General features: G+C 62.7%; 17 protein-coding genes and 1 rRNA gene. 6 read left to right on the plus strand and 12 right to left on the minus strand.

The window, feature by feature from the left end; genetic code table 11:
- The first annotated feature begins 63 nt into the window (after positions 1-63).
- The 4 genes from antA (at position 64) to HBO24_RS20350 (ending at position 4,492) form a co-directional block, all read left to right on the plus strand.
- The gene (antA, locus tag HBO24_RS20335; protein ID WP_057960625.1) at positions 64-1,455 is read left to right on the plus strand and encodes an anthranilate 1,2-dioxygenase large subunit; all 1,392 of its coding nucleotides are present in this window, start codon (positions 64-66) and stop codon (positions 1,453-1,455) included.
- Positions 1,455-1,946 (plus strand): anthranilate 1,2-dioxygenase small subunit, encoded by a 492-nt coding sequence (gene antB / locus HBO24_RS20340; protein ID WP_057439317.1) that lies wholly within the window; start codon positions 1,455-1,457, stop codon positions 1,944-1,946. The genes antA and antB overlap by 1 nt, the downstream gene beginning before the upstream one ends.
- Positions 1,947-2,009: 63 nt before the next feature.
- The gene (antC, locus tag HBO24_RS20345) at positions 2,010-3,017 is read left to right on the plus strand and encodes an anthranilate 1,2-dioxygenase electron transfer component AntC (RefSeq protein ID WP_057444359.1); all 1,008 of its coding nucleotides are present in this window, start codon (positions 2,010-2,012) and stop codon (positions 3,015-3,017) included.
- Positions 3,018-3,088: 71 nt separating this feature from the next.
- Positions 3,089-4,492: an amino acid permease gene (locus HBO24_RS20350; protein ID WP_057439319.1), complete on the plus strand. Its 1,404-nt coding sequence runs from the start codon at positions 3,089-3,091 to the stop codon at positions 4,490-4,492.
- Positions 4,493-4,682: 190 nt separating this feature from the next.
- On the opposite strand, the gene kynA is transcribed toward HBO24_RS20350, so the two are convergent.
- The 3 genes from kynA to HBO24_RS20365 are packed head-to-tail and all read right to left on the minus strand — an operon-like array spanning position 4,683 to position 6,456.
- A complete protein-coding gene (kynA, locus tag HBO24_RS20355) occupies positions 4,683-5,540 on the minus strand; it encodes a tryptophan 2,3-dioxygenase (protein WP_057960627.1) in 858 nt (285 codons plus the stop codon).
- The gene (gene kynB, locus HBO24_RS20360) at positions 5,537-6,187 is read right to left on the minus strand and encodes an arylformamidase (RefSeq protein ID WP_057439320.1); all 651 of its coding nucleotides are present in this window, start codon (positions 6,185-6,187) and stop codon (positions 5,537-5,539) included. Before kynB ends, kynA begins: the two co-directional genes overlap by 4 nt.
- Positions 6,184-6,456, minus strand: a complete 273-nt coding sequence (locus HBO24_RS20365; protein WP_170060186.1) for a hypothetical protein — start codon at positions 6,454-6,456, stop codon at positions 6,184-6,186. The genes kynB and HBO24_RS20365 overlap by 4 nt, the downstream gene beginning before the upstream one ends.
- A gap of 93 nt (positions 6,457-6,549) precedes the next feature.
- Between HBO24_RS20365 and HBO24_RS20370 the strand changes: the two genes are divergently transcribed.
- Positions 6,550-6,894: a cupin domain-containing protein gene (locus tag HBO24_RS20370; RefSeq protein ID WP_057439321.1), complete on the plus strand. Its 345-nt coding sequence runs from the start codon at positions 6,550-6,552 to the stop codon at positions 6,892-6,894.
- Between the two features lie 48 nt (positions 6,895-6,942).
- Here HBO24_RS20370 and mmsB read toward each other — a convergent pair whose 3' ends face one another.
- Together mmsB and HBO24_RS20380 are read right to left on the minus strand one after the other, a co-directional pair.
- Positions 6,943-7,830 carry a 3-hydroxyisobutyrate dehydrogenase gene (gene mmsB / locus HBO24_RS20375; protein WP_170060187.1) on the minus strand — a complete coding sequence of 296 codons (888 nt, stop codon included), beginning with the start codon at positions 7,828-7,830 and terminating at the stop codon, positions 6,943-6,945.
- Positions 7,831-7,844: 14 nt separating this feature from the next.
- On the minus strand, positions 7,845-9,371 hold the full coding sequence (locus HBO24_RS20380; RefSeq protein ID WP_057439323.1) for a CoA-acylating methylmalonate-semialdehyde dehydrogenase: 1,527 nt from the start codon (positions 9,369-9,371) through the stop codon (positions 7,845-7,847).
- A gap of 131 nt (positions 9,372-9,502) precedes the next feature.
- On the opposite strand from HBO24_RS20380, the gene HBO24_RS20385 reads away from it, so the two are divergent.
- Positions 9,503-10,450 (plus strand): LysR family transcriptional regulator, encoded by a 948-nt coding sequence (locus HBO24_RS20385; protein ID WP_057439324.1) that lies wholly within the window; start codon positions 9,503-9,505, stop codon positions 10,448-10,450.
- A 106-nt stretch (positions 10,451-10,556) separates the two neighbouring features.
- Here the strand turns inward: HBO24_RS20385 and HBO24_RS20390 are convergent, their stop codons facing one another.
- From HBO24_RS20390 to rrf, 7 genes are all read right to left on the minus strand, one after another.
- The gene (locus tag HBO24_RS20390) at positions 10,557-11,048 is read right to left on the minus strand and encodes an OmpA family protein (protein ID WP_169960997.1); all 492 of its coding nucleotides are present in this window, start codon (positions 11,046-11,048) and stop codon (positions 10,557-10,559) included.
- 4 nt (positions 11,049-11,052) lie between these two features.
- Positions 11,053-12,321 carry a diguanylate cyclase gene (locus tag HBO24_RS20395; protein ID WP_057439326.1) on the minus strand — a complete coding sequence of 423 codons (1,269 nt, stop codon included), beginning with the start codon at positions 12,319-12,321 and terminating at the stop codon, positions 11,053-11,055.
- Positions 12,318-12,890 (minus strand): YfiR family protein, encoded by a 573-nt coding sequence (locus tag HBO24_RS20400; RefSeq protein ID WP_057439327.1) that lies wholly within the window; start codon positions 12,888-12,890, stop codon positions 12,318-12,320. The genes HBO24_RS20395 and HBO24_RS20400 overlap by 4 nt, the downstream gene beginning before the upstream one ends.
- A gap of 139 nt (positions 12,891-13,029) precedes the next feature.
- Positions 13,030-15,078, minus strand: a complete 2,049-nt coding sequence (gene recD, locus HBO24_RS20405; protein ID WP_170060188.1) for an exodeoxyribonuclease V subunit alpha — start codon at positions 15,076-15,078, stop codon at positions 13,030-13,032.
- Positions 15,075-18,752, minus strand: coding sequence for an exodeoxyribonuclease V subunit beta (gene recB / locus HBO24_RS20410; RefSeq protein WP_170060189.1), 3,678 nt, complete (start codon positions 18,750-18,752; stop codon positions 15,075-15,077). Before recB ends, recD begins: the two co-directional genes overlap by 4 nt.
- Positions 18,749-22,198, minus strand: a complete 3,450-nt coding sequence (gene recC, locus HBO24_RS20415) for an exodeoxyribonuclease V subunit gamma (RefSeq protein WP_170060190.1) — start codon at positions 22,196-22,198, stop codon at positions 18,749-18,751. Before recC ends, recB begins: the two co-directional genes overlap by 4 nt.
- Positions 22,199-22,353: 155 nt before the next feature.
- A 5S ribosomal RNA gene (rrf, locus tag HBO24_RS20420) occupies positions 22,354-22,469 on the minus strand.
- Between the last annotated feature and the right edge of the window lie 2 nt (positions 22,470-22,471).

Genomic DNA, 22,471 nt, shown 5'->3' on the forward strand with positions numbered 1-22,471 from the left:
TGGCCGCCCCCCTGCCCGCCTCTAATGAACCACCGATTAGCTACCCAATAAAAGGTGCCTCCCATGAGTGGTGCAAGAAGCGTCGAGCAGTGGAAAACGTTTATCGAAAGCTGCCTGGATTTCCGTCCGGCCGAGGGTGTGTTCCGCATCGCCCGGGACATGTTCACCGAACCTGAGCTATTCGACCTGGAGATGGAACTGATCTTCGAAAAGAACTGGATCTACGCCTGCCACGAAAGCGAACTGGCCAATAACCACGACTTCGTAACCATGCGCGCCGGGCGCCAGCCGATGATCATCACCCGCGACGGTGAAGGCCAGCTCAACGCCCTGATCAACGCCTGCCAGCATCGCGGCACCACCCTGACCCGGGTCGGCAAGGGCAACCAGTCGACCTTTACCTGCCCGTTCCACGCCTGGTGCTACAAGAGCGACGGCCGCCTGGTGAAGGTCAAGGCGCCGGGGGAATACCCGGAAGGTTTCGACAAGGCCACCCGCGGCCTGAAGAAGGCGCGCATCGAAAGCTACAAGGGCTTTGTGTTTATCAGCCTCGACGTGCACGGCAGCAACAGCCTGCAAGACTTCCTCGGCGACTCCAAAGTGTTCTTCGACATGATGGTCGCGCAGTCCGCCACCGGCGAGCTGGAAGTGCTGCCCGGCAAGTCGGCCTACACCTACGACGGCAACTGGAAGCTGCAGAACGAAAACGGCCTGGACGGCTACCACGTCAGCACCGTGCACTATAACTACGTGGCCACGGTGCAGCATCGCCAGCAGGTCAATACGGAAAACGGCAGCGCCTCCGGCAGCACCCTGGACTACAGCAAACTCGGCGCCGGCGATGCCAATACCGATGACGGCTGGTTTGCCTTCAACAACGGCCACAGCGTGTTGTTCAGCGACATGCCCAACCCCAGCGTTCGCTCCGGCTACGCCACCATCATGCCGCGCCTGGTGGCAGAACACGGCCAGCAAAAGGCCGAGTGGATGATGCACCGCCTGCGCAACCTCAACGTGTACCCGAGCCTGTTCTTTCTCGACCAGATCAGCTCGCAACTGCGCATCATCCGCCCGGTGGCGTGGAACAAGACCGAGATCATCAGCCAGTGCCTGGGGGTCAAGCACGAGTCCGATGCCGACCGCGAAAACCGTATCCGCCAGTTTGAAGACTTTTTCAACGTGTCCGGCATGGGCACCCCGGATGACCTGGTGGAATTTCGCGAAGCCCAGCGCGGCTTCCAGGGCCGCCTGGAACGCTGGAGCGATATCTCCCGGGGTAGCCATCGCTGGGAAACCGGACCGACGCCCAACAGCGAGGCCATCGGCATCCAACCGGCCATGACCGGTACCGAATTCACCCACGAAGGGTTGTACGTCAACCAGCACCGCAACTGGCAGACATTCCTGCTGGACGGGCTTGAGGCGCAATCGTTGAAACTGCACGAGGTGAAATGATGAACGCGCAATTGCAGTATCAGATCGAGCAGTTTTTCTACCGCAAGTCCGAGCTGTGCGACGCCCAGGACTGGGACGCCTACGTGCAGTTGTTCGACCCGCAGAGTGAGTTCCACCTGCCGCAATGGGACTCGGAACACGTCTACACCCGCGACCCCAAGCGCGAGATGTCGCTGATCTACTACGCCAACCGCTCGGGCCTGGAAGACCGGGTGTTCCGCCTGCGCACCGGCAAGGCCGCGTCCGCCACGCCGATGCCGCGCACCTTGCACCTGATCAATAACGTACGGATTGCCGAGCAGGCTGATGGCTGCCTGGAAGTGCGGCTGAACTGGCACACGCTGTTCTATCGGCTGGCGATGTCGGAGCAGTTCTATGGCCACGCCACCTACAGCCTCAAGCCCCATGGCGACAGTTGGCTGATCACGCGCAAGCATGCGCTGCTGCTCAACGACACCATCAACTCGGTGCTGGACTTCTATCACCTCTGACCGTGCCCCTGTGGCGAGGGGCAACCTCGCCAGTCATCAATCTATCTACGCGGAGTGCGGTGGATGAATCACAAAGTGGCCTTCAGTTTTGCCGACGGCAAGACCTTGTTCTTTCCGGTGGCCAGCAACGAAATCCTGCTGGACGCGGCGTTGCGCAACGGCATCAAGATCCCCCTGGATTGCCGCGAAGGCGTGTGCGGCACCTGCCAGGGACGCTGCGAGTCCGGCGACTACAGCCAGGACTATGTGGATGACGAGGCCCTGTCCAGCCTCGACCTGCAACAACGCAAGATGCTCAGCTGCCAGACCCGGGTCCAATCCGACGCAGCGTTTTACTTCGATTTCGATTCAAGCCTGTGCAACGCACCGGGCCCGGAACAACTCAGCGCCACGGTGTGCGAGGTGCAGCAGGTGTCGGCCAGCACCGCGATCCTGTCGGTGCAACTGGAGCGCGCCCTGGACTTTCTTCCGGGGCAATATGCACGGCTGTCGATCCCCGGCACCGAGCATCAGCGCTCCTACTCCTTCGCCAACCGCCCGGGCAACCGCTTGCAGTTCCTGATCCGCTTGCTGCCGGACGGGGTGATGAGCAATTACATGCGCGAGCGCTGCCAGGTCGGCGATGAAATCAAGCTGCAGGCACCGCTGGGCGCGTTTTATCTGCGGCACGTCACCCAGCCCCTGGTGCTGGTGGCCGGCGGCACCGGGTTGTCGGCACTGTTGGGGATGCTCGATGAATTGGCCGAGCGCGGCTGCGAGCAACCGGTGCATCTGTACTACGGGGTGCGCGGGGCCGAGGATTTGTGCGAGGCCGAGCGCATCAAGGCGTATGCCGAGTCCATCCGTGGTTTTCGCTACACCGAAGTGCTCAGCGACCCATCGCCGCAGTGGTCCGGCAAGCGCGGTTATCTGACCGAGCATTTCGACGTGGCCGAATTGCGGGATAGATCGGCCGATATGTACGTGTGCGGCCCCCCTCCAATGGTCGAATCCATTAAGAACTGGCTGCAAGATCAGGCACTTGATGGCGTTCAGCTGTATTACGAAAAGTTTACCGAGAGTAATATCTGACCCCTCAGCAGTGAGGGGCGGATCTGGCGTGCAGGATCAACCCTGAAAAAAACAAGTAGAAGGGAATGTTAATGGCGGATGACATGGTTAACCCGGTTGGCCTCAAGCGTGGCCTGAAAAACCGGCATATTCAGCTGATTGCCCTGGGCGGGGCGATTGGTACGGGTTTGTTCCTCGGTTCGGCCGGGGTGCTGAAATCGGCGGGGCCGTCGATGATCCTGGGCTATGCGATAGCCGGGTTTATCGCGTTCCTGATCATGCGCCAGTTGGGCGAGATGATCGTCGAGGAACCGGTCGCCGGTTCCTTCAGCCACTTCGCCCACAAGTACTGGGGCGGCTATGCCGGCTTCCTCGCCGGCTGGAACTACTGGGTGCTGTATGTACTGGTGGGCATGGCCGAGCTGACAGCGGTGGGCAAGTACATCCAGTTCTGGTGGCCTGAAGTGCCGACCTGGGTCAGCGCGGTGGTGTTCTTCGTTGCGGTGAACCTGATCAACACCCTGAACGTGAAGTTCTTCGGTGAGACCGAGTTCTGGTTCGCGATCATCAAGGTGGTGGCGATCATCGGCATGATCGTGCTCGGCTGCTACCTGCTGTTCAGCGGTACAGGTGGTCCGCAAGCCTCGATCAGCAACCTGTGGGACCACGGCGGTTTCTTCCCCAACGGCGGCATGGGCCTGCTGATGGCGATGGCGTTCATCATGTTCTCGTTCGGCGGCCTGGAGCTGGTAGGTATTACGGCTGCCGAAGCCAGCGAGCCGCGCAAGGTGATCCCCAAGGCGATCAACCAGGTGGTGTACCGGATCCTGATTTTCTACGTCGGCGCCCTGACCGTGCTGCTGTCGCTGTACCCATGGGACCAACTGCTGCAAACCCTCGGCGCGTCCGGCGATGCCTACAGTGCCAGCCCGTTCGTGCAGATCTTCTCGTTGATCGGTAACGACACCGCCGCGCACATCCTCAACTTCGTGGTGCTGACCGCGGCACTGTCCGTGTACAACAGCGGCGTGTACTGCAACAGCCGCATGCTGTTCGGCCTGGCCGAGCAAGGCGACGCGCCCAAGGCGCTGATGAAGCTCAACAAGCAAGGTGTACCGTTGCGCGCCCTGGGCATTTCGGCCCTGGTGACGTTGCTGTGCGTGGTGATCAACTACGTGGCACCCAAGGATGCACTGGTGCTGTTGTTTGCCCTGGTGGTTGCTTCGCTGATGATCAACTGGGCGCTGATCAGCCTGACGCACATCAAGTTCCGCAAGGCCATGGGCGAGCAAGGCGTGGTGCCGTCGTTCAAGACCTTCTGGTTCCCGTTCAGCAACTACCTGTGCCTGGCGTTCATGCTGGTGATCGTTGGCGTGATGCTGGCAATCCCGGACATGCGCCCATCGGTGTATGCGATGCCGGTGTGGGTGGGGATTCTCTTCCTGGCGTACTGGTTGCGCTCCAGGAAGAACAAGGCCCTGGCTGTCGCGCAATAACCTGTGTAGAAGCCGGCTTGTGTAGGAGCTGGCTTGCCTGCGATGGCATCGACTCGGTCTAACTGAATGACCGAGCCGCCTGCATCGCGGGCAAGCCCGGCTCCCACATGAACGGGGCCACGATAGGAATGCATTGCCAACAAAAAGCCCCGGTACTCAATGAGTGCCGGGGCTTTTTGTTGGGTTTCAATCAGAGCGTCGAACGCACCCGCCACAGCTCGGGGAACAGCACGGTGTCGAGCATCTTGCGCAGGTAACCCACGCCCTCAGTGCCACCGGTGCCCGGCTGGAAGCCAATGATCCGCTCCACCGTGGTCACATGGCGAAAGCGCCATTGGCGGAACGAGTCTTCCAGGTCGATAAACTTCTCGGCCAACTGATACAGGTCCCAGTAACGGGTCGGATCGCGGTACACCTCACGCCACGCCGCCTCCACGGATTCGTCATGAACCGTAGGCGCCGTCGGGTCGCGTTGCGCACGCTGCGGGTCAATCGCCAGGCCCGCCTTGATCATCAGGTTGATCGCTTCGTCATACAGCGACGGCGTGGCGATCGCCACTTGCAGCTCCTTGAGCAACTCCGGGCGATGGGCGTGGGGCCGCAACAGCGCCGCGCTTTTATTGCCGAGGATGAACTCGATTTCCCGGTACTGGAACGACTGGAAGCCCGACGACTGCCCCAGGTACGGGCGGATCGCCTTGTATTCCGACGGTGTCATGGTCGCCAGGACCGCCCAGGCGTGCACCAGTTGATCGAAAATCCGCGAGACCCGCGCCAGCATCTTGAACGCCGGCGCCAGCTCACCCAGGCGCACATGTTCGCGGGCAGCCTTGAGCTCGTGGAGCATCAGCTTCATCCACAGCTCGGAGGTCTGGTGCTGGATGATAAACAGCATTTCGTTGTGGTCCGGCGACAGCGGGTGCTGGGCCGTGAGCACTTTGCCCAGGTCCAGGTAGTCGCCATAGCTCATGGACTCGGAAAAATTCAGCTCGGCGTTATGCCATTCTTCCGGCGGCTGGTAATCAGGGGAGAAAGGACACTGGCTCATCGCGTGGGCTCCTTGAGCGGGCGCAGGATTGCTCGTACCGGGCTGGCATCGAGGTTGGCAAAACGCAGCGGCAGCGCGATCAACTCGTAATCGCCCTGCGGGACGTCATCGAGCACGATGCCTTCGAGAATCGCCATGCCATGACGGGCGACGGCGTTGTGGGCATCCATGGTCTTGGACTGCTGCGGGTCCAGGGACGGCGTGTCGATGCCGATCAGGCGCACGCCGAGGCTGGCCAGCAGCTCGATTGTTTCCTTGGCGACGGCGGTGAAGTTCGCGTCCCAGGTGGTCAACGGCGCCTGTTGATAAGTGCGCAGCAGCACGCGCTCCGGCAGGTTATCCAGGCGACCTTGCAACTGCTCGGGCTGCACCAGCGCGCCGCTGTCCAGGCAATACAGCACCCGGCACGGCCCCAGGTACACATCCAGCGAGACTTCGCCGATGGGCGCACCGTCGGCGCTGTAATGCAACGGCGCATCGACATGGGCGCCGGTGTGGGGCGACAGCGTAATGCGGCCGACGTTTACCGGGCATTCGGGGCCGAACTGCCAGACGCGCTCTTCCTGGAAGGGCGTATCGCCCGGCCAGGTCGGGGTGGCGGTGCTCAAGGGTGGGCTGATATCCCACCACGTTTTTATTGGGTTCATACGAGGCTCTCGGTCGTTTCTAAGGTGAATGATACGAGGGCCAGCGGTAAATATTCTTGCGAATTCCAGCGCGAAGGCTGATTTCTTTCGTAGTTACTGCGAAGAAACGCCTGATTATTGAATGGATCCATCAGCCACCCCAGATCAAATGTGGGAGCGGGCTTGCCCGCGATAGCAGTGGACCAGTAAAAATGTGTCACCTGACACACCGCCATCGCGGGCAAGCCCGCTCCCACAGGGACGGTGTAGGTTTTAAGATCGTATTCCAATGCGCTTCTGGGCATCCCAGTGTCGAGTTCAGACCACTGGCATCCGGCCTGGGGCTATAGGGTGGGGCTTCATTTCCCTACCTTGGAGCCATCATGTCCCAGCCGATCACCGTACTGCGCGATACCCATCCCCTGCCGGTCCTGGATGCCTGCAAGTGGGAGAAACTCGAAGGTGACCCGCACACCGTCAACCTCAACGCCTACACCAGCGAAGACGGCAGCAAGATCATGGGCACCTGGATCTGCACTCCGGGCAAGTGGTACGTGGAGTACGTGAAGTGGGAATACTGCCATTTCCAGGAAGGCTACTGCGTGATCACCCCGGACGGCCTGGAGCCGATCCATTTGCGCGCTGGGGATATCTTTGTGGTGGAGCCCGGCATGAAGGGCACGTGGGAAGTGGTCGAGACGGTGCGTAAGTACTTCGTGTTTGCCTGAGCACGAAAAACCCGGGAGCCCACCCGACGCGGGCTCCCGGAAAATCCCCTATTGGGGCTTGCGATAGCTGTTGATGATCGCCGAGAAGTCCTTGCCCCCTTCCCCACGCTGGCTCATCGCTTGATACAACTGCTGCGCCACCGCCCCCAGGATCACCGGCTGGTGCGCCTGGCGTGCCGCTTCGGTCGCCAGGCCCAGGTCCTTGAGCATCAGATCAGCGCCAAATCCCCCGGTATAACCCCTGGATGACGGCGCGGTCTCGATCACGCCCGGCCATGGGTTGTAGGTGTCGGAGCTCCAGCAGCGCCCGGTGGAGCTGTTGATGATGCCGGCCAGCACCTGGGTGTCGATGCCCAGCGCATCGCCCAGGGCCATGGCCTCGCTGACGCCGACCATGCTGATGCCCAGCAGCAGGTTGTTGCAGATCTTGGCGATCTGCCCGGTGCCGACTTCACCGCAATGCACGATGTTGCGGCCCATCTGCGCCAGCACCGGATGCAGGGTGGCGAACAGTTCCGGGGTGGCGCCGACCATAAAGGTCAGCGTCCCCGCCTGCGCCCCGCCCGTGCCGCCGGAGACCGGCGCATCGGCCATCGCCACGCCGTGCTTGGCTGCCGCAGCCGCCACATCGCGGGCGGTCTGAGGGTCAATGGTGCTGCAATCCACGGCCGGCACGCCTTTGCCGATACCGGCGAGCACGCCGTCTTCATTCAGCCAGACGCTGCGCACATGGGCGGCAGCGGGCAGCATGGTCAACACCAGTTCGGCGCCTTCTGCTGCTGCGCGCGGTGAGGCACTGATGGTGCCGCCCAATTCGGCCAGTTCCTTGAGCACGGTCTGGTTCAGGTCAAACAGGTTCAGCGCGTGGCCAGCCTTGATCAGGTTGCGGGCCATGGGTGCGCCCATGTTGCCCAGGCCGATAAATGCAATCTTCATGGTCGTCTCCTTGATCAACGCAGGTTGATGGTGGTGTTGACGCCATCATTGACGCTGTCGTCGTCAAACCAGCGGCTGGTGACGGTTTTGGTCTGGGTGTAGAACTGCACCACTTGCTTGCCGTACGGGCCCAGGTCGCCGAGTTTCGAACCACGGGAACCGGTGAAGCTGAAGATCGGCACTGGCACCGGGATCGGGATGTTGATGCCGACCTGGCCGACGTCGATTTCGCTCTGGAACTTGCGCGCCGCCGCACCGCTCTGGGTGAACAGGCCGGTGCCGTTGCCGAACGGGTTGGCGTTGACCAGGGCGATGGCTTCGTCGAGGGTATCGACTTCCAGCACCACCAGCACCGGGCCGAAGATTTCCTGGGTGTAGATCTGCATATCGGTGGTCACGCCCGAGAACAGGGTCGGGCCGACGAAGTTGCCTTGCTCGAAGCCCGGCACCTGGATGTCGCGGCCGTCCAGTTCCAGCTTGGCGCCTTCTTTCACGCCGCTTTCGATCAGGTCGAGGATACGCGCCTTGGCGCGCTTGGAAATCACTGGGCCCACGTCGGTCCCGGCTTCGCTGCCGGCGTTGACTTTAAGCTTCAGCGCCAGGGCCTTGAGGTCCGGCAGCCACTGCTTGGCCGCGCCCACCAGCACCACCACCGAGGTGGCCATGCAGCGCTGACCGGCCGCACCGAAACCGGCGCCGACCAGTGCGTTGAGCGTCTGTTCACGGTTGGCATCGGGCAGCACCACCGCATGGTTCTTCGCGCCCATCATCGACTGCACGCGCTTGCCGTGCTTGCCCGCCAGGTCGTAGACGTGGGTGCCGACGGCGGTCGAGCCGACAAAGGACACGGCCTTGATATCTTTGTGGGTGCACAGAGCATCCACCACATCCTTGCCACCGTGGACCACGTTCAACACACCGGCCGGCACCCCGGCTTCCAACGCCAGTTCCACCAGCATCAGGGTCGACAGCGGATCCTGTTCCGAAGGCTTGAGCACGAAGGTGTTGCCGCAGGCGATGGCCATCGGGAACATCCACAGCGGGATCATCGCCGGGAAGTTGAACGGAGTGATGCCGGCGCAGACGCCGATGGGTTGGCGCAGGGTGTAGGTGTCGACGCCACCGGCGACGTTCTCGGCGAACTCGCCCATTTGCAGGGTGCCGATGGAGCACGCGTGCTCGACCACTTCCAGGCCACGGAAAATATCGCCCTCGGCATCGGCAATGGTCTTGCCCTGCTCGGCACTGAGGACTACGGCAATACGTTTGGAGTGTTCACGAATCAGCGCCTGCAGCTTGAGCATGATGCGCATGCGCGCGCCGATCGGCGTCAGCTTCCAAGTCTGGAAGGCGCGATGGGCAGCGTCGATGGCCGCGTTGACTTCATCGGCCGTGGCAAAGGGCACACGGGCCAGGACTTGTTGGGTCGCCGGGTTGACGATGTCTTGCCATTCGGTGGTCTTGGACTCGACCCATTCACCGTTGATCAACAGTTTGGCCTGTTTGACGGTGGTATCGGCAGACGTAAGCGATGCGTTCATTGTGGTCTCCAGATCTTGTAGTTATGCAGAGAGCCAAGGCGTGAAGCGCCTTGAGGATGAGGCGTTCGGACGATTTTTGGAGTATAGATGTGCAAACTTCCAATAAGAACCCACATAAAAGCCGGTCCAACATGCAAAAAAACATCACGTCTTTAGGCTCGCTGAACTGGGATGACCTGAAGTTTTTCCTCGAAGTGGCGCGTACCCGCAAGGCCAGCGTCGCTGCCAAGCGCCTGGCGGTGGACTACACCACCGTGTCGCGGCGCATCAGCTCGCTGGAAGGCTCGCTGGGCACCCTGCTGTTCGAGAAATCCCGGACCAGCGGGTTTGTGCTGACCAATGAAGGCCAGCGTTTACTGGGTTACGCCGAGTCCATCGAAAGCACCCTGCATATGGCCTGCGAACAAGTATCGGGCTCCGGCGTGGCGCTGTCGGGGCATGTGCGCATGGGCTGTACCGAAGGGTTCGGTAGTTTTTTCGTCACCCCGCAACTGAGCCACTTCGTCGATACCTACCCGGCGATCTCGGTCGACATCCTGCCCCTGCCCCACTTCATCAGCCTGTCCAAGCGCGAAGCCGACATCGTCATCGCCCTGGAACGCCCGGAACACGGGCCCTACGTGTGCTGCAAACTGTGCGACTACAAGTTGCAGCTGTACGCGACCCAGGAATACCTCGACCAGCACCCACCCATCCGCCGCCCGGCCGATTTGGCCGACCATCCGTTTATCAGCTACGTGGATGACCTGGCGTTCAGCTCAGAGCTGCTGTACCTGGCCAATGTCGTCCCGGGCGCCAGCGCCAGCCTGCGCAGCACCAGCGTGATTGCGCAGTACGTGGCGGCGCAGCAGGGGCGCTCGCTGGCGATCTTGCCGTGCTTCCTGGCCGCGCAGGACTCGCGGTTGCTGCCGGTGTTGGGGGAGGAGATCAATATTACGCGGCAGTTCTGGATGTATTGCCGGGAGGATTTGCGCAAGTTGAAGCGGATTACGTTGTTGTGGGATTACATCCGTGAGGTGACGGAGCAGAACCAGGGGTTGTTGATGGGGGAAACGCGGGAGATGGTGTTTGCCGACTGAATGGCTGCTGCGGGCACAGAACGTTGGCTCGGCACTGATAAGTGTGGGAGCGGGCTTGCCCGCTCCCACAGTTGAGCGTGTTTGAAATTCAGACCGGCCTGTCGGCTCAGTCGGCGATCACTACAATCGACACCCGGCGGTTTTCGGTACGGCCCGCGGAGGTGCTGTTGGAGGCCACCGGCTCGCTGCTGCCCAGGCCGCGCAGTTGTACGTTTTCTTCCTTCATACCCACGCCCACCAAGACCTTGCCCACGCTTTTCGCCCGGCGCAGGGACAGTTGCTGGTTGTAGGCTTCCTTGCCCGAGGCATCGGTGTGGCCGTCTACGCGCACGCGTTCGATGCCCACGCCGGTGAGGGCCTTGCCGATGCGTTCGACGATCTCGGTGCTGGGCGTGTTGAGTTTTTCGACGTCGCTGCCAAACAGCACTTTGCCCGACAGGCCAAACGCCCAGCCTTCGTCGGTCAGTTCGAAGCCTTGTTGTTTGAGCACCGCCACTTGCACCGGGGTCAGGCCTTTGGGGGGGGGAGTCTGGCAGCCACTCAGGGCCAGTAGCGCAATAAACAAGGTGATAAACAGAACGCGTGTGTTAGCAAACAAGGGATCAACTCCTGTGTTGAACATTGGCGGCCGAGTGCTCCGACTCCGCCGTGTGCTGGCCGCCCTGGGAAAGGCGTTTGGCCTGATACATCGCCACATCGGCGGCATTGAGCAAGGCGCCGGGAGTGGCACCATGATCGGGATATACCGCGATACCGATACTGAGTGAGGTCAACACTTCGGTGTTGCCCGGCAGCGGGATGGGCTGGTCCATGCTGGCGATGATTTTGTCGGCGATGCGCTGGGCATCTTCGAGCTTGTGCAGGGGCGAGAGCAGGATGGCGAACTCGTCACCGCCCAGGCGGGCCACCAGGTCGCTCTCGCGCAGTTGCGCCCGCACGCGCGCGGCTACCGCAACCAGTACGGCGTCACCGGCGGCATGCCCGAAATTGTCGTTGATGTCTTTGAAGCGGTCACTGTCGAGGAACAGCACCGCCACTCGCTCGTTGAGCTTGGCCGCGCTGCGCAAGGCGCGAATCAGGCGGCCCTCAAAGAAGGCGCGGTTGGGCAGCCCGGTCAGGCTGTCATGGCTGGCCTGGTGGGCAAGGGTTTCGTTTTCGCTTTGCAGGTGGGTTTGCCAGGCTTCCAACTCGTCGAGCAGGGCATTGAAGTCGTTGCCCAGGCTGTCGAGCTCGGCGATCTGCGCCGGTGGCACACGGCGGTCGAAGGCCCGCTCGCTGCGCGCGGCGTGGGCCACGTCGGCCAGGCTGTGCAGCGGGCCGGTGATGCCGCGCAACATGCGCCGCGCCAGGTAAATCGCTACCCAGCCACTGATGGCAGTACAGATGATGATCCCCGCCAGGCCACTGAGCAAAAAGCGCAACAGGCTACCGCCGTGGCCACTCAACTCGACGGTGCCAATTTTCTGGCCTTGATGCAGGATCGGCTGGCGGATGGGCTCTTCCAGCAGTGTGTGGGCCAACTCCAGCTCGATCCTGGACAGCACCCCCGTTTCCGGACGCACCCAATGGGCCAGGGTGCTGCCGTTGAGGTCCAGCACCCTGGCTTCAGCGACTTCTTCAGTGGAGGCAATCAGCGCCAGGGCTTCGGTGGCCGCCACGCGGTCCTTGAACACCACTGCGGCTTCCACGGTGTAGTTGATCGAACGGGCGATCAGGTGCAGGTTGTGGTCGGCATACACCCGCAGGGCCAGCACCCCCAGCAGGGTCAGGGAGACGCTGGCCATGGCTACGGCCACCAGCGCCACACTCAGGTGCCCGCGACCAAGGACCGAACGTAATGTAGGGCGGGTTTTGGCGTTACGCAGTTTCATGGCTCCGGCGCCCGACGACGGGATAACTGCAGGACGCTGGGGTGGATGCGCACACCGCTGCGGGCGACAGAGTCGAGGTTGACCTCGAACGAGACTTGCTCATCACTGACCCGCAGGCAAAACAGGCTGCCCACAGTGCATTGATCGCCGCCTTCGCTGATGCTCAGCACCGGATGGCCAGTCAACGCTGTGAACAGGCGGCCACGCTCGTCAGGAGTGAGCTTGCCGATGTACAGCGCGTCGCACGCATTGACGATATTGGGGTTGTCCGCCAGCAAGCGCTGGACCACCACCGGCCGGCCGGTGGCCTGGGTGGTGCCCTTGACCAGGTCGTCGGTGTATTGGGTCGGGCCAACGATGCACAACCGCAGTTGCGCGGGCTCCACCGGCCAGCGGGCGTAGCTGAGAATCCCCAGTATCACCTGGGTGACGGCCTGGGCCCGCTGGTCGGCTGCACTGGCTGTGGGCGCCTGGGCAAAAGCCAGAGGCGTGACGAGACACAAAACGGCCGATAGCAGCAATCGTCTCCAGCTCCAACTACGCTCTGCGGGCGAGACAGCCACGTTCATGCAGCGATTCTCTATGATCTTCTCGGGATAATGCCGCAACGATAGCATATTGGCGGAAACCCCATCGAGACGGGCTCTAGGTAGATTCTGCCATTCATCACGAAAAACCCGACATATCGGTCAGGTTTTTCCCACATTCTCACGCACCCAACTCCAACATCAGCCCGCTCAACCGTTTTACCTTGCGCCGCACCGCCTCTTCGAAAACCCCGCCACGGGTCTCGATCAAGCTGAAGCGATCCTTGGCGCGGGTGATGCCGGTGTAGATCAGCTCCTTGGTCAGTACCGGGTTCAGTGCATCCGGCAAGATCAAGGCCGTGTGGGCAAACTCCGAGCCCTGGGACTTGTGCACGGTCATGGCATAGACGGTTTCCACATCATTGAGGCGGCTGGGCAGCACAAAGCGCACCCCGCCCTGGCCATCGTTACGCGGGAAGGCCACGCGCAGCACCTGCGGCCCACCGTCGCTTTCGGGCAGCTTCAAGGCGATACCAATGTCACCGTTCATCAAGCCCAGGCCGTAGTCGTTGCGGGTCATCAGTACCGGGCGGCCTTCGTACCATTGCTGGTCGCTGTCGATCAGCCGGGCCTTGAGCAGCGCCGCGGTGATCCGCTGGTTGAGGCCTTCCACGCCCCAGGGGCCCTTGCGTACCGCGCACAGCAACTGGAAGGCATCGAAGGCTTGCAACAACTGGCGCGCCCAGTCGGTCCAGCGCAAGTCGTCGCGGGGTGTCTCGGCTGCCGGGCGCGTGGTGCGCAACAGGTTCAGGTAGTAGCGATAGCCCTGGGCATCGCTGCCCTGCCCGTCCAGTACCAGGCGCTCCAGGGCGCGGTCATGCTCGCCTTTGAGGTGCAGGCAAAACAGGTCGTGGCTGCCGGCGTCCAGCAGTTGGCGAGCCTGCTCGGGGTTTTGCTGGTTGACCCAGCGTGCCAGTTGGCCGATGCCGCTGCCTTCGCCGAAACGCCGGGAATAACGCAGCATGACCACTTGTTGCGCCAGCGGATGACTGGCCTCGAGATCCTCCTGCAGGCCGCTGCCCGCCAGGGTCTCGCCGCTGACGTTTTCCAGCCATTGGCGGGTGTCGGGGCTGTACCAACCCGCTTCGGCATCGCGGCACAAATCGCCGAGCACCGCGCCGGCTTCCACCGAGGCCAATTGGTCCTTGTCCCCCAGCAGTACCAGGCGCGCATGGGGTGGCAAGGCATCCAGCAGGTTGGCCATCATTTCCAGGTCGATCATCGAGGCTTCATCCACCACCAGCACATCCAGCGGCAACAGGTTGCCCGCGTGATGGCGGAAATGCCGGGTGCCGGGGCGGCTACCCAGCAGGCGGTGCACGGTGGTGACCTCGGTGGGGATTTTTTCGCGTACAGCGTCGGGCACTTGCAGCGAGCGTACTTGCTGGCTGATGGATTCGGTCAAGCGTGCCGCCGCCTTGCCGGTGGGCGCCGCCAGGCGGATGCGCAAGGCCGTGCCCTGCTCCACAGCGGGTGCCTGCAGCAAGGCCAACAGGCGCACCACCGTGGTGGTCTTGCCGGTGCCGGGGCCGCCGGTGACGATGCTGAACGCACCGCGCGTGGCCAGGGCACAGGCAAGTTTCTGCCAATCGACCACGCCGTCCGGGGGCGGTTGGTCGAACAGGCCATTCAAGCGTTGGGGCAGGTCGGCCGAGACCGCTTCCTGCACGGCAAGACGCTGACGCAAGGCGCTGTCGATGCGTCGCTCATAGGTCCAGTAACGCCGCAGATACAGGCGCTTGCCCGACAATACCAATGGCCGGCTTTGCGCCGCCGCACTGCCATCGACGGCCAGCGCCACCAGCGGGCTTGCGGCCAGGGCATGGCACCAATGGGCGCCGTCCAGGCCCTCGAGCAGTTGCGAGGGCAGCAGCATTACGCCACTTGAAAGATCCCCTTCTGGGGGCAGCGACAGAGCGAAATCCGGGGCCTTCAGGGTTTCGAACAGGTCCAGGCACACATGGCCGTGGCCCAGTTGGTGACTGGTCAGGGCGGCGGCCAGCAGCACCAGGGGATCGGCCTGTGGATCCAGTTCGTGGAGAAAGCCGACGAACGCCTTGTCCAGCGCCCGCAGCCAGCCGCGCTCGACCCAGCGCTCCAGCAGGTGCATCAGGTCGTCAGCGCGATCCAGCGGTGCCAGTGCCTCCAGCGGCATTGTCGAGAGGCTCATAGCAGGACTCCTTGTTCCCAGGCCGGTTCGACCTTGGGCGGTTGCGGCTTGCCCTGGAACAGCAGGTCCAGGCGTTCGATCAGCTCCCGTGGCGGCCGGGTGAAATACGCGCCCTGGCTCACGGCTTGGCTACCGCGCAGGAATAGATAGAGCGCGCCGCCCACATGCCGGTCGTAATCGTAATCCGGCAGGCGCGCCTTGAGCTGGCGATGCAGGGCCAGCAGGTAGAGGACATATTGCAGGTCGTAGCGATGGTCGAGAATCGACTGTTCCATGGCCTCACGGGTGTAGGCCGCGTCGTCGGCGCCGAGCCAGTTGGATTTGTAGTCAGCCACGTAGTAGCGGCCGTCATGTTCGAAGGTCAGGTCGATAAAGCCCTTGAACATACCATTGAGCAACACCGGCTCGGCGGCGACCCGCGACACGCCGTCATGGGTGTATTGGCAGACCAGTTGGTCGAGGGCGAGCACATCGACTTTGTGGCTGGCGAACCAGAACTCCATTTCAATCTGATACTGCTGCAGGTCGCTCAGGGTCACAGATGCCTGCCCATGGCCCAGGCCCAACGGCACTTGCAACAGGTGCCCGAGCCAGCCGCTGAGGGTGCCGATCCAGCCTTCCCAGCCACGTCGGTTGCAGCGCCGGGCGACGGCATCTTCGATGGCTTCGGCCGTTACGTTGAAGCCTTCGTTACCGGCCCACTCCAGCAGGCCGTGGAGAAAGGTCCCGGGGTTGGGCCCCCGTGGGAAACGGTGAATATCCCCGCCAGACGCGGCGACTTCGCGCGGTGCATCCGGGTCCAGGCGTTCGTCGTCGAACAGCTTCTGTGCCTGGGGGCTTTCCGGGGCTTCCAGGCTGGCGGCGCTCATGCTTTCGCCGATGCGCAGGGCGCTGTAGGACGCGATCCACCAGTTTTCCGCGGCCTTGCGCTTGGGCAGCAGGGGCGCGAGCAAGGTCGCGTCATTGCGCGGAGGTTGGTAGGTACTGGTGTCAGCTTCCGGCATTTGCTCGTAGGCAATCGCCGCGCAGCCGTCCTGCAAATCCATCAGCCAACGGGCCAGGGCTGCGGACTCACCCAGGGCCGCGCCGCCGCCCAGCAGATAACCCAGGGCTGACAGGTGCAACACCGAACTGTTGTTATTGCCGCGCTTGAGGTCAGCCACGCCCAGCCAACAGGCGTGTTTGGCCCGGGTCAGCGCCACATAGAACAGACGCAGGTCTTCGGCCAGGCGCTCGTCATCGGCCTGGACGATCAGTTCGACGGTGGGTTTCAGGCTGACCTGGGACTTGCCGTTGGCATCGTGGTAATGCAGCGGCAGGCGGCTGCCGTCGACCGGCTTGGCCGAGCAGATAAACGGCAGGAAGACCAGGTCGTATTCCAGGCCCTTGGACTTGTGAATAGTCACCACTTTGACCAGTTGCTCATCGCTTTCCAGGCGCAGGATCTGCTCTTCGCCGGCCTGGCCCGAGAGCGCCAGGTGCTCCGCAAGATGGCGGATCAGCGCTTGTTCGCCGTCCAGCTCTGCGGCGGCCTGTTGCAGCAACTCGCACAGGTGCAGCAGGTTGGTCAGCACCCGTTCGCCATCGCTGCGGGCAATCAGGGTTTGCGGCAACTTGAAGTCATGCAGCAGACGCCGCAGCATCGGCAGCACGCCCTGGGTGCGCCAGATCACGCGGTAATCGCGGAACTGCATGACTCGCTGCTCCCAGACCAGTTCGTCCTGGTTCAGTTGCTCCAGCTCGGGCAGCGACAGGTTGAGGGTGACGCAGGCCAGGGCCGCGCGCAGCGGGCGCTCGACATCCGGTTCGGCACAGGCTTTGAGCCAGGCGAGCAGGTCATGGGCTTCCTGGGAGGCGAATACCGAGTCCTTATCGGACAGGTACACGCTGCGCACACCGCGCGCGGCCAGTTCACCGCGTACGGCCTGGGCTTCCTTGCCGTCACGCACAAGGATGGCGATGTTCGACGGTTGCACGGGAGTGAAGTCTGCCCCCTTGATAAACCCTGCCGTGCCCTGCTGACCGCCATTGAGCAACGCGACAATCTGGCTGGCGCACGCGCCGGCCAATTGCTGGCGATACCGCACATTGGAGATCGGCTGGTCGGTGGGCAGGTGCCAGATATTCAGGGCTGCCAGTGTGTGGCCATCGACCTGCAACTGCTCCTTGCGACCCTGGGACGACACCGGCTGGAAAGGCACCGGGTTGTCGCCGTCGGGCGTACGAAACAGAAACGCCCCACGCCCGGATTCCGCACGCTGGAACACGTGGTTGACCGCCTCGACCATCGCATGGCTGGAGCGAAAGTTGGTGCCCAGGGTATGCAAACGCCCGGCGGTGGCCTGGCGGGCGCGCAGGTAGGTGTAGATATCGGCGCCGCGAAACGCATAGATCGCCTGCTTGGGGTCGCCGATCAGGAACAGGCCGCTGTGCGGGCTGTTGTCTTCGATGCGGTAGATGCTTTCGAAGATCCGGTACTGCACCGGGTCGGTGTCCTGGAATTCGTCGATCAGGGCCACCGGGAATTGCTCGCGGATTACGCTGGCCAGACGTTCGCCACCCTCGGTTTGCAGGGCGGCGTCGAGGCGGATGAGCATGTCGTCGAAACCCATTTCGGCACGCCGGCGTTTCTCTTCTTCAAAGCGTTTGCCGACCCAGGCCGCCGCGTGTTGCAACACTGCAGCATCGGGCGTGGGCAAGGCGTCGAGGCTGGCTTTGAGGCCCGCCATGGCATCCAGGCCGGGGTGATGGGGGGCGTCGCCCTTCCAGGCTTCGGCCATACCCTCGGGGGTCAGGCGGGTGAAGCCGGTGCCGATGTCCAGTTGTTCCAGGGTCTCGTCAGCGGCCCAGGCGCTGATTTTCTCGAACCAGGGCTCGAAATAACGGGCCTGCATCTTGCGACCATCCACAGCCTTGGCGGCGACAGCTTGCAGGCAGATCTCGCGCAACTCGGCGGCCCATTGCTGCCAGGGGGCCTTGAGCGCCACCAGGGCCTCGCGGCGCTCGTGCAAGCAGGCCTCGATCAGCTCGGCGGGCTCACGGGGTTCATCACCGGGGCGCTCGCTACCGAACAACGCGCGCACTCGGGGCATCAGCGCCGCAGGCCTCCCCCAGTTGCTGCGGACCCAGTTCAGGGCATCGCCGTGCATCGGGTAGCAGAACAGCCGCCAGTAGTCGCGCAACACTTCGCCAAGCAAGTCGCTGTGGTCGGTTTCCAGGGTCTGGGTAAACAGGCTGCCACTGTCGAAAGCGTGCTCGCGCAGCATGCGCTGGCACCAACTGTGGATGGTCGAGACGGCGGCCTCGTCCATCCATTGCGCGGCGATGTCGAGGCGGTTGGCGCAACCCTGCCACTGCTCGGCGCTGTACTGATAACGCAGCTCGGCGATCAGGGCATCGGGCTGTTCGATTTCGTCACGAAAGAAACGCGCCGCTTGTGCCAGGCGGGTGCGGATGCGTTCACGCAGCTCTTTGGTGGCGGCATCGGTGAAGGTCACCACGAGGATTTGCGGCGGCAGCAATTCGCGGCCAAAACCCGCCTCATCGCCACCGTGGCCCAGAACCAGGCGCAGGTATAACGCGGAGATGGTGAAGGTCTTGCCGGTACCGGCGCTGGCTTCGATCAGTTGGCTGCCACGCAGGGGGAAGGCCAGGGCCAGGGGTTTGGTGCTCATGAGCGGGCCTCCTCTCTGGTCAGTGATCGCCAGGGGGCGGTGATGAGTGGGCGGTACAGGGTTTCGCACCAGCCTTCGAAATCTTCACTGGCGACCAGGGCCGCGTAGTCGGGGAATTGCCGGGTGAGGGCCGGGCTTTCGCGGCGCTCGCCATCGCTGGTGATGCCATCGCCTTCGTAGGCTTTAAGGGCGGCGGCCTGGGCTTTGTCCGGGTCAGTCTGGCCGAGCCAGGCGAAGGCGGTCTTCACCGCGATCGGTAGTGGTTCGCTCATGCCGGCCCGCCAGGCCAGGAGCAGGTTGCCAAGCACATCCTGGGCAAGGTTTTGCTCCAGTGGCGCCAGTAGGAGCGTGTCATCACTCGCCACCAGGCCGGTGCTCAAGGGCAGGCCACAGGCGCAGGCCACCAGATGATTGACCCAGGGGCGGATCAGGCGATGCCACTTGCGGGTCTTGATCGAGCCGATGCTGTTGGGGATGGTGGTCACGCTGAGCAAGCCGCCATCGCTGCGCCGGTGCAAGCCGCTGACCCAGCCGTCGAGTTGAATACCCTGGTGCGCGAAGCTGACGGGCTCCGCCGTATTGTGTGGCGTGGGCCAGAGTGCCAGGAGTTGCTGGTAGCGTTGCAGCAAGTCAGGCAAGGGTTCGATCAGCTCGTTGCGCAGGCATTCGCCGAAACCGACCATGGGCAGCAGGCCACTGCCTTGAAGACGTTGCGCTTGGGCCTGCAGGGCTTGTTCGAGATGATCCGGGTCGGTCAGCGCGGCGGCGAGCAGGCTGTCGCTCAAGGTGTAGCGCTGCAAGGCGTCGAGGACGAAGGGTTCTTCATCGGCCAGGGGCACTTCGGCGGCTTCGAAAAATACTTTGAGGCGCTGGCTGAAGAAATGCCTGACAGGGTTACGCAAAAAGTCCTGCAACTGACCCAGGCTCAGGGGTTCTTCCTGGATGTGGGGTGCCAGACCGGTCGTTTCGAGGGGCGGGTCTTGGACTTCGTGTAGCAGCTGCCATTCGCGGGCGTAGCTGAACAGTGGATCGCCCTCGTGGAAGTAACGCGCACTGAAGGGTTGCAATGGGTGTTCCTGGGTCATCGCCTCCAGCAACGGTTGCTCCTGGGCATGCTGCCAGCCGCTGGCGAGGTGATCGCGCAGTTGGCCGATCAGCACGGACGCCGGGCGCTCGCTGTTATCGCGGATGCTGCGGCCGACCCAACTGATGTAGAGCTGGTCGCGCGCCGAGAGCAGGGCTTCGAGCAGCAGGTATCGGTCGTCTTCGCGCCGGGAGCGGTCGCCGGGGCGGTAGTCGCTGCCCATCAGGTCGAAATCCAGCGGTGGTTGCGCGCGGGGATAGTCGCCGTCGTTCATGCCCAGCAGGCACACCAGCTTGAAGGGGATGGCCCGCATCGGCATCAGGGTGCAGAAGTTCACGGCACCGGCGAGAAAACGCTGGGACAAGCGGCCCTGGTCGAGACCGGCAAGCCAGGCCTCACGCACGACAGTCAGCGGTAATTCGTCGTACAGGCCGACGGACTCGCAGGTCTCCAGCCAGTCTTCCCGCAGTTGCTCCAACTGACCCAGCAGATAGTCATCGTGTTCATTGCTGGGCAGGAAGAAGCGCTGCATCAGGTCTTGCAGGCGTGCGCCCCAGGCTTGCGGGGTCGCGGGCTGTGACAGGGCTTGGTGGGCATCGTGCAATGCGTCAAGCAGGGCGACCAAGGGACCGATCAGCGCCGCGTCGAGACCGCCGATTTCGTCATAGGGCTCAATGCCGGCGCAGGCTGCGCCACTGCCGACGGCGTAGCCCAGCAGCATGCGGCGCAGGCCGAATCTCCAGCTGTTCTGCTCCAGCGCACTGGGCAGGCCCAGGCCTGCGCGCTGTTCGGCATCGAGCCCCCAGCGGATGCCTGCGCCCTCTATCCAACGGTGCAGCGTGGGCAGGTCGCGCTCCTGGATGGCGAAGCGTTCGCGCAGTGCGGGAACGTCCAGCAAGTCGAGGATTTCGCTGACCGGGAAACGGCTGTCCGGGAGCTTCAGCAGGTGCTCGACGGCGATCAACAGCGGGTCGCGGCCCCGTTGGCCCTGGTCCGTCAGGGTGAAGGGGATGAAACGTGGGTCTTTCTTGTCCAACTGGCCGAACACCGCACGGATATGCGGTGCATAGCTGTCAACGTCCGGGACCATGACGATAACGTCGCGGGGGCGCAACGTCGGGTCCGCGCTGAAGCGTTGGAGCAGTTGGTCGTGAAGGATTTCCACTTCGCGCTGGGCGCTGTGGGCGATGTGGAAGCGAATCGAGGTGTCGTGCTGAAGATCGACGGCCGGCCAGCGCTCGCGGGTTTCCGGGAGAGGGCGCAGTTCGAGGATATCGTCCTGTAACTGGTTGAGAATGGTGGTCGGCTCGCTGTCGCTGAACAGGTCGATGCGCCCGTCACGGAAGGCCGACCGGTAGCTGTTGGGATCGTCGTAGCTGTCCAGCAGGTTGATGTAGTCGCGACCTTGCTTGCCCCAGGCGGCCAGCAAGGGGTGGGCGTGCTGGTGCAAGGTTTGCGGGTCGATGGTGACGGGCATCCCGGTCTTGCGCGCCTGGCGTTTGTATTCGTTTCGCAATAGGTCTTTGTCGGCGACGATGTCGGACCAATGGTGACGGCAAGGGTTGTGCACGCAGAGCAACACCTGGCTGAAACGGGCCAGGCCGGCCAGGGCTTCAAGGGCCTGGGCGGGCAAGGAAGAAATGCCAAACACGATGACGCGGGACGGCAGGCCTTGGGGGGCGGTGTCCAGGTTATTAATGCGTTCGATAAAACGCTGGTGGACCCCGGCACGGCTTTGCGCCATGCCTTCCTCACCAACGTCCAGCAGCAACGCCCGCCATAACTCGGCCTGCCAGCAGTTGGCCGGGCTCAAGGGCTTGGCTTCGCCTCGGCCATTGCGCAACTGGTGGCGGCCAGCGGCCCAGTCTTCCAGCCAGTCGGCACGGTACACCTGATATTGGTCGAACAGGTCGGCCAGGCGCTCCGCCAGTTGGTAGCGTTTACGCAGGTCAGTGTCATGGGTGAGGAAGCGTTGCAGGGGCTCGAAGTGCGGCTGGTCGATCAGCTCGGGCAACAGGCGCATCAGGCGCCACGTCAGTGGGGCTTTATCCAGCAAGGATTTGGCCGGGATTTCATCGCGGCCCAGGACCATGCGATAGAGCTGCCACATAAAGCTGCCGGGCAGTTGCACATCGATTGCCGCGGCTATGCCGCACCCTCCCAGATCGTCCTCTTCCGGGTCTTCAGCAAGGGCCAGCTTGAGCCATTGGGCGATGCCGTTGCTTTGCACCAGAGCGATTTCGTTTTCCAGGGGAGCCAATGGATAACGACGCATCCAACTGACGACCAGGCTGCGCAGTTCATCCAGGCGATTGCCGTGGACGACCATAAATCCAGCACTGAGGGACGTTGCATCCGGCATAACGGCTTCCTTGGGAAAAGCAAAATCGAGGGAGCGACTTTAGCATTGAAGGGCGTTACAGGCGGAGTTGGACTGCGCGCCAAATCGCCTCAGCGCTTTTCGACCGCCCAAAACAAAACCCCAACTGCTTTCGCAATTGGGGTTCTGGAATTTAATCTTGACGATGACCTACTCTCACATGGGGAAACCCCACACTACCATCGGCGATGCATCGTTTCACTACTGAGTTCGGGATGGGATCAGGTGGTTCCAATGCTCTATGGTCGTCAAGAA

The organism is Pseudomonas sp. WS 5410, from assembly GCF_012985645.1.
Taxonomy (GTDB): Bacteria; Pseudomonadota; Gammaproteobacteria; order Pseudomonadales; family Pseudomonadaceae; genus Aquipseudomonas; species Aquipseudomonas shahriarae.

What these genes read in the sequence shown, in the direction of transcription:
- antA (WP_057960625.1), top strand. Translation starts at nt 64, where the DNA reads ATGAGTGGTGCAAGAAGCGTCGAGCAGTGGAAAACGTTTATCGAAAGC.
- antB (WP_057439317.1), top strand. Translation starts at nt 1,455, where the DNA reads ATGAACGCGCAATTGCAGTATCAGATCGAGCAGTTTTTCTACCGCAAG.
- antC (WP_057444359.1), top strand. Translation starts at nt 2,010, where the DNA reads ATGAATCACAAAGTGGCCTTCAGTTTTGCCGACGGCAAGACCTTGTTC.
- HBO24_RS20350 (WP_057439319.1), top strand. Translation starts at nt 3,089, where the DNA reads ATGGCGGATGACATGGTTAACCCGGTTGGCCTCAAGCGTGGCCTGAAA.
- kynA (WP_057960627.1), bottom strand. Translation starts at nt 5,540, where the DNA reads ATGAGCCAGTGTCCTTTCTCCCCTGATTACCAGCCGCCGGAAGAATGG.
- kynB (WP_057439320.1), bottom strand. Translation starts at nt 6,187, where the DNA reads ATGAACCCAATAAAAACGTGGTGGGATATCAGCCCACCCTTGAGCACC.
- HBO24_RS20370 (WP_057439321.1), top strand. Translation starts at nt 6,550, where the DNA reads ATGTCCCAGCCGATCACCGTACTGCGCGATACCCATCCCCTGCCGGTC.
- mmsB (WP_170060187.1), bottom strand. Translation starts at nt 7,830, where the DNA reads ATGAAGATTGCATTTATCGGCCTGGGCAACATGGGCGCACCCATGGCC.
- HBO24_RS20380 (WP_057439323.1), bottom strand. Translation starts at nt 9,371, where the DNA reads ATGAACGCATCGCTTACGTCTGCCGATACCACCGTCAAACAGGCCAAA.
- HBO24_RS20385 (WP_057439324.1), top strand. Translation starts at nt 9,503, where the DNA reads ATGCAAAAAAACATCACGTCTTTAGGCTCGCTGAACTGGGATGACCTG.
- HBO24_RS20395 (WP_057439326.1), bottom strand. Translation starts at nt 12,321, where the DNA reads ATGAAACTGCGTAACGCCAAAACCCGCCCTACATTACGTTCGGTCCTT.
- HBO24_RS20400 (WP_057439327.1), bottom strand. Translation starts at nt 12,890, where the DNA reads ATGAACGTGGCTGTCTCGCCCGCAGAGCGTAGTTGGAGCTGGAGACGA.
- recD (WP_170060188.1), bottom strand. Translation starts at nt 15,078, where the DNA reads ATGAGCCTCTCGACAATGCCGCTGGAGGCACTGGCACCGCTGGATCGC.
- recB (WP_170060189.1), bottom strand. Translation starts at nt 18,752, where the DNA reads ATGAGCACCAAACCCCTGGCCCTGGCCTTCCCCCTGCGTGGCAGCCAA.
- recC (WP_170060190.1), bottom strand. Translation starts at nt 22,198, where the DNA reads ATGCCGGATGCAACGTCCCTCAGTGCTGGATTTATGGTCGTCCACGGC.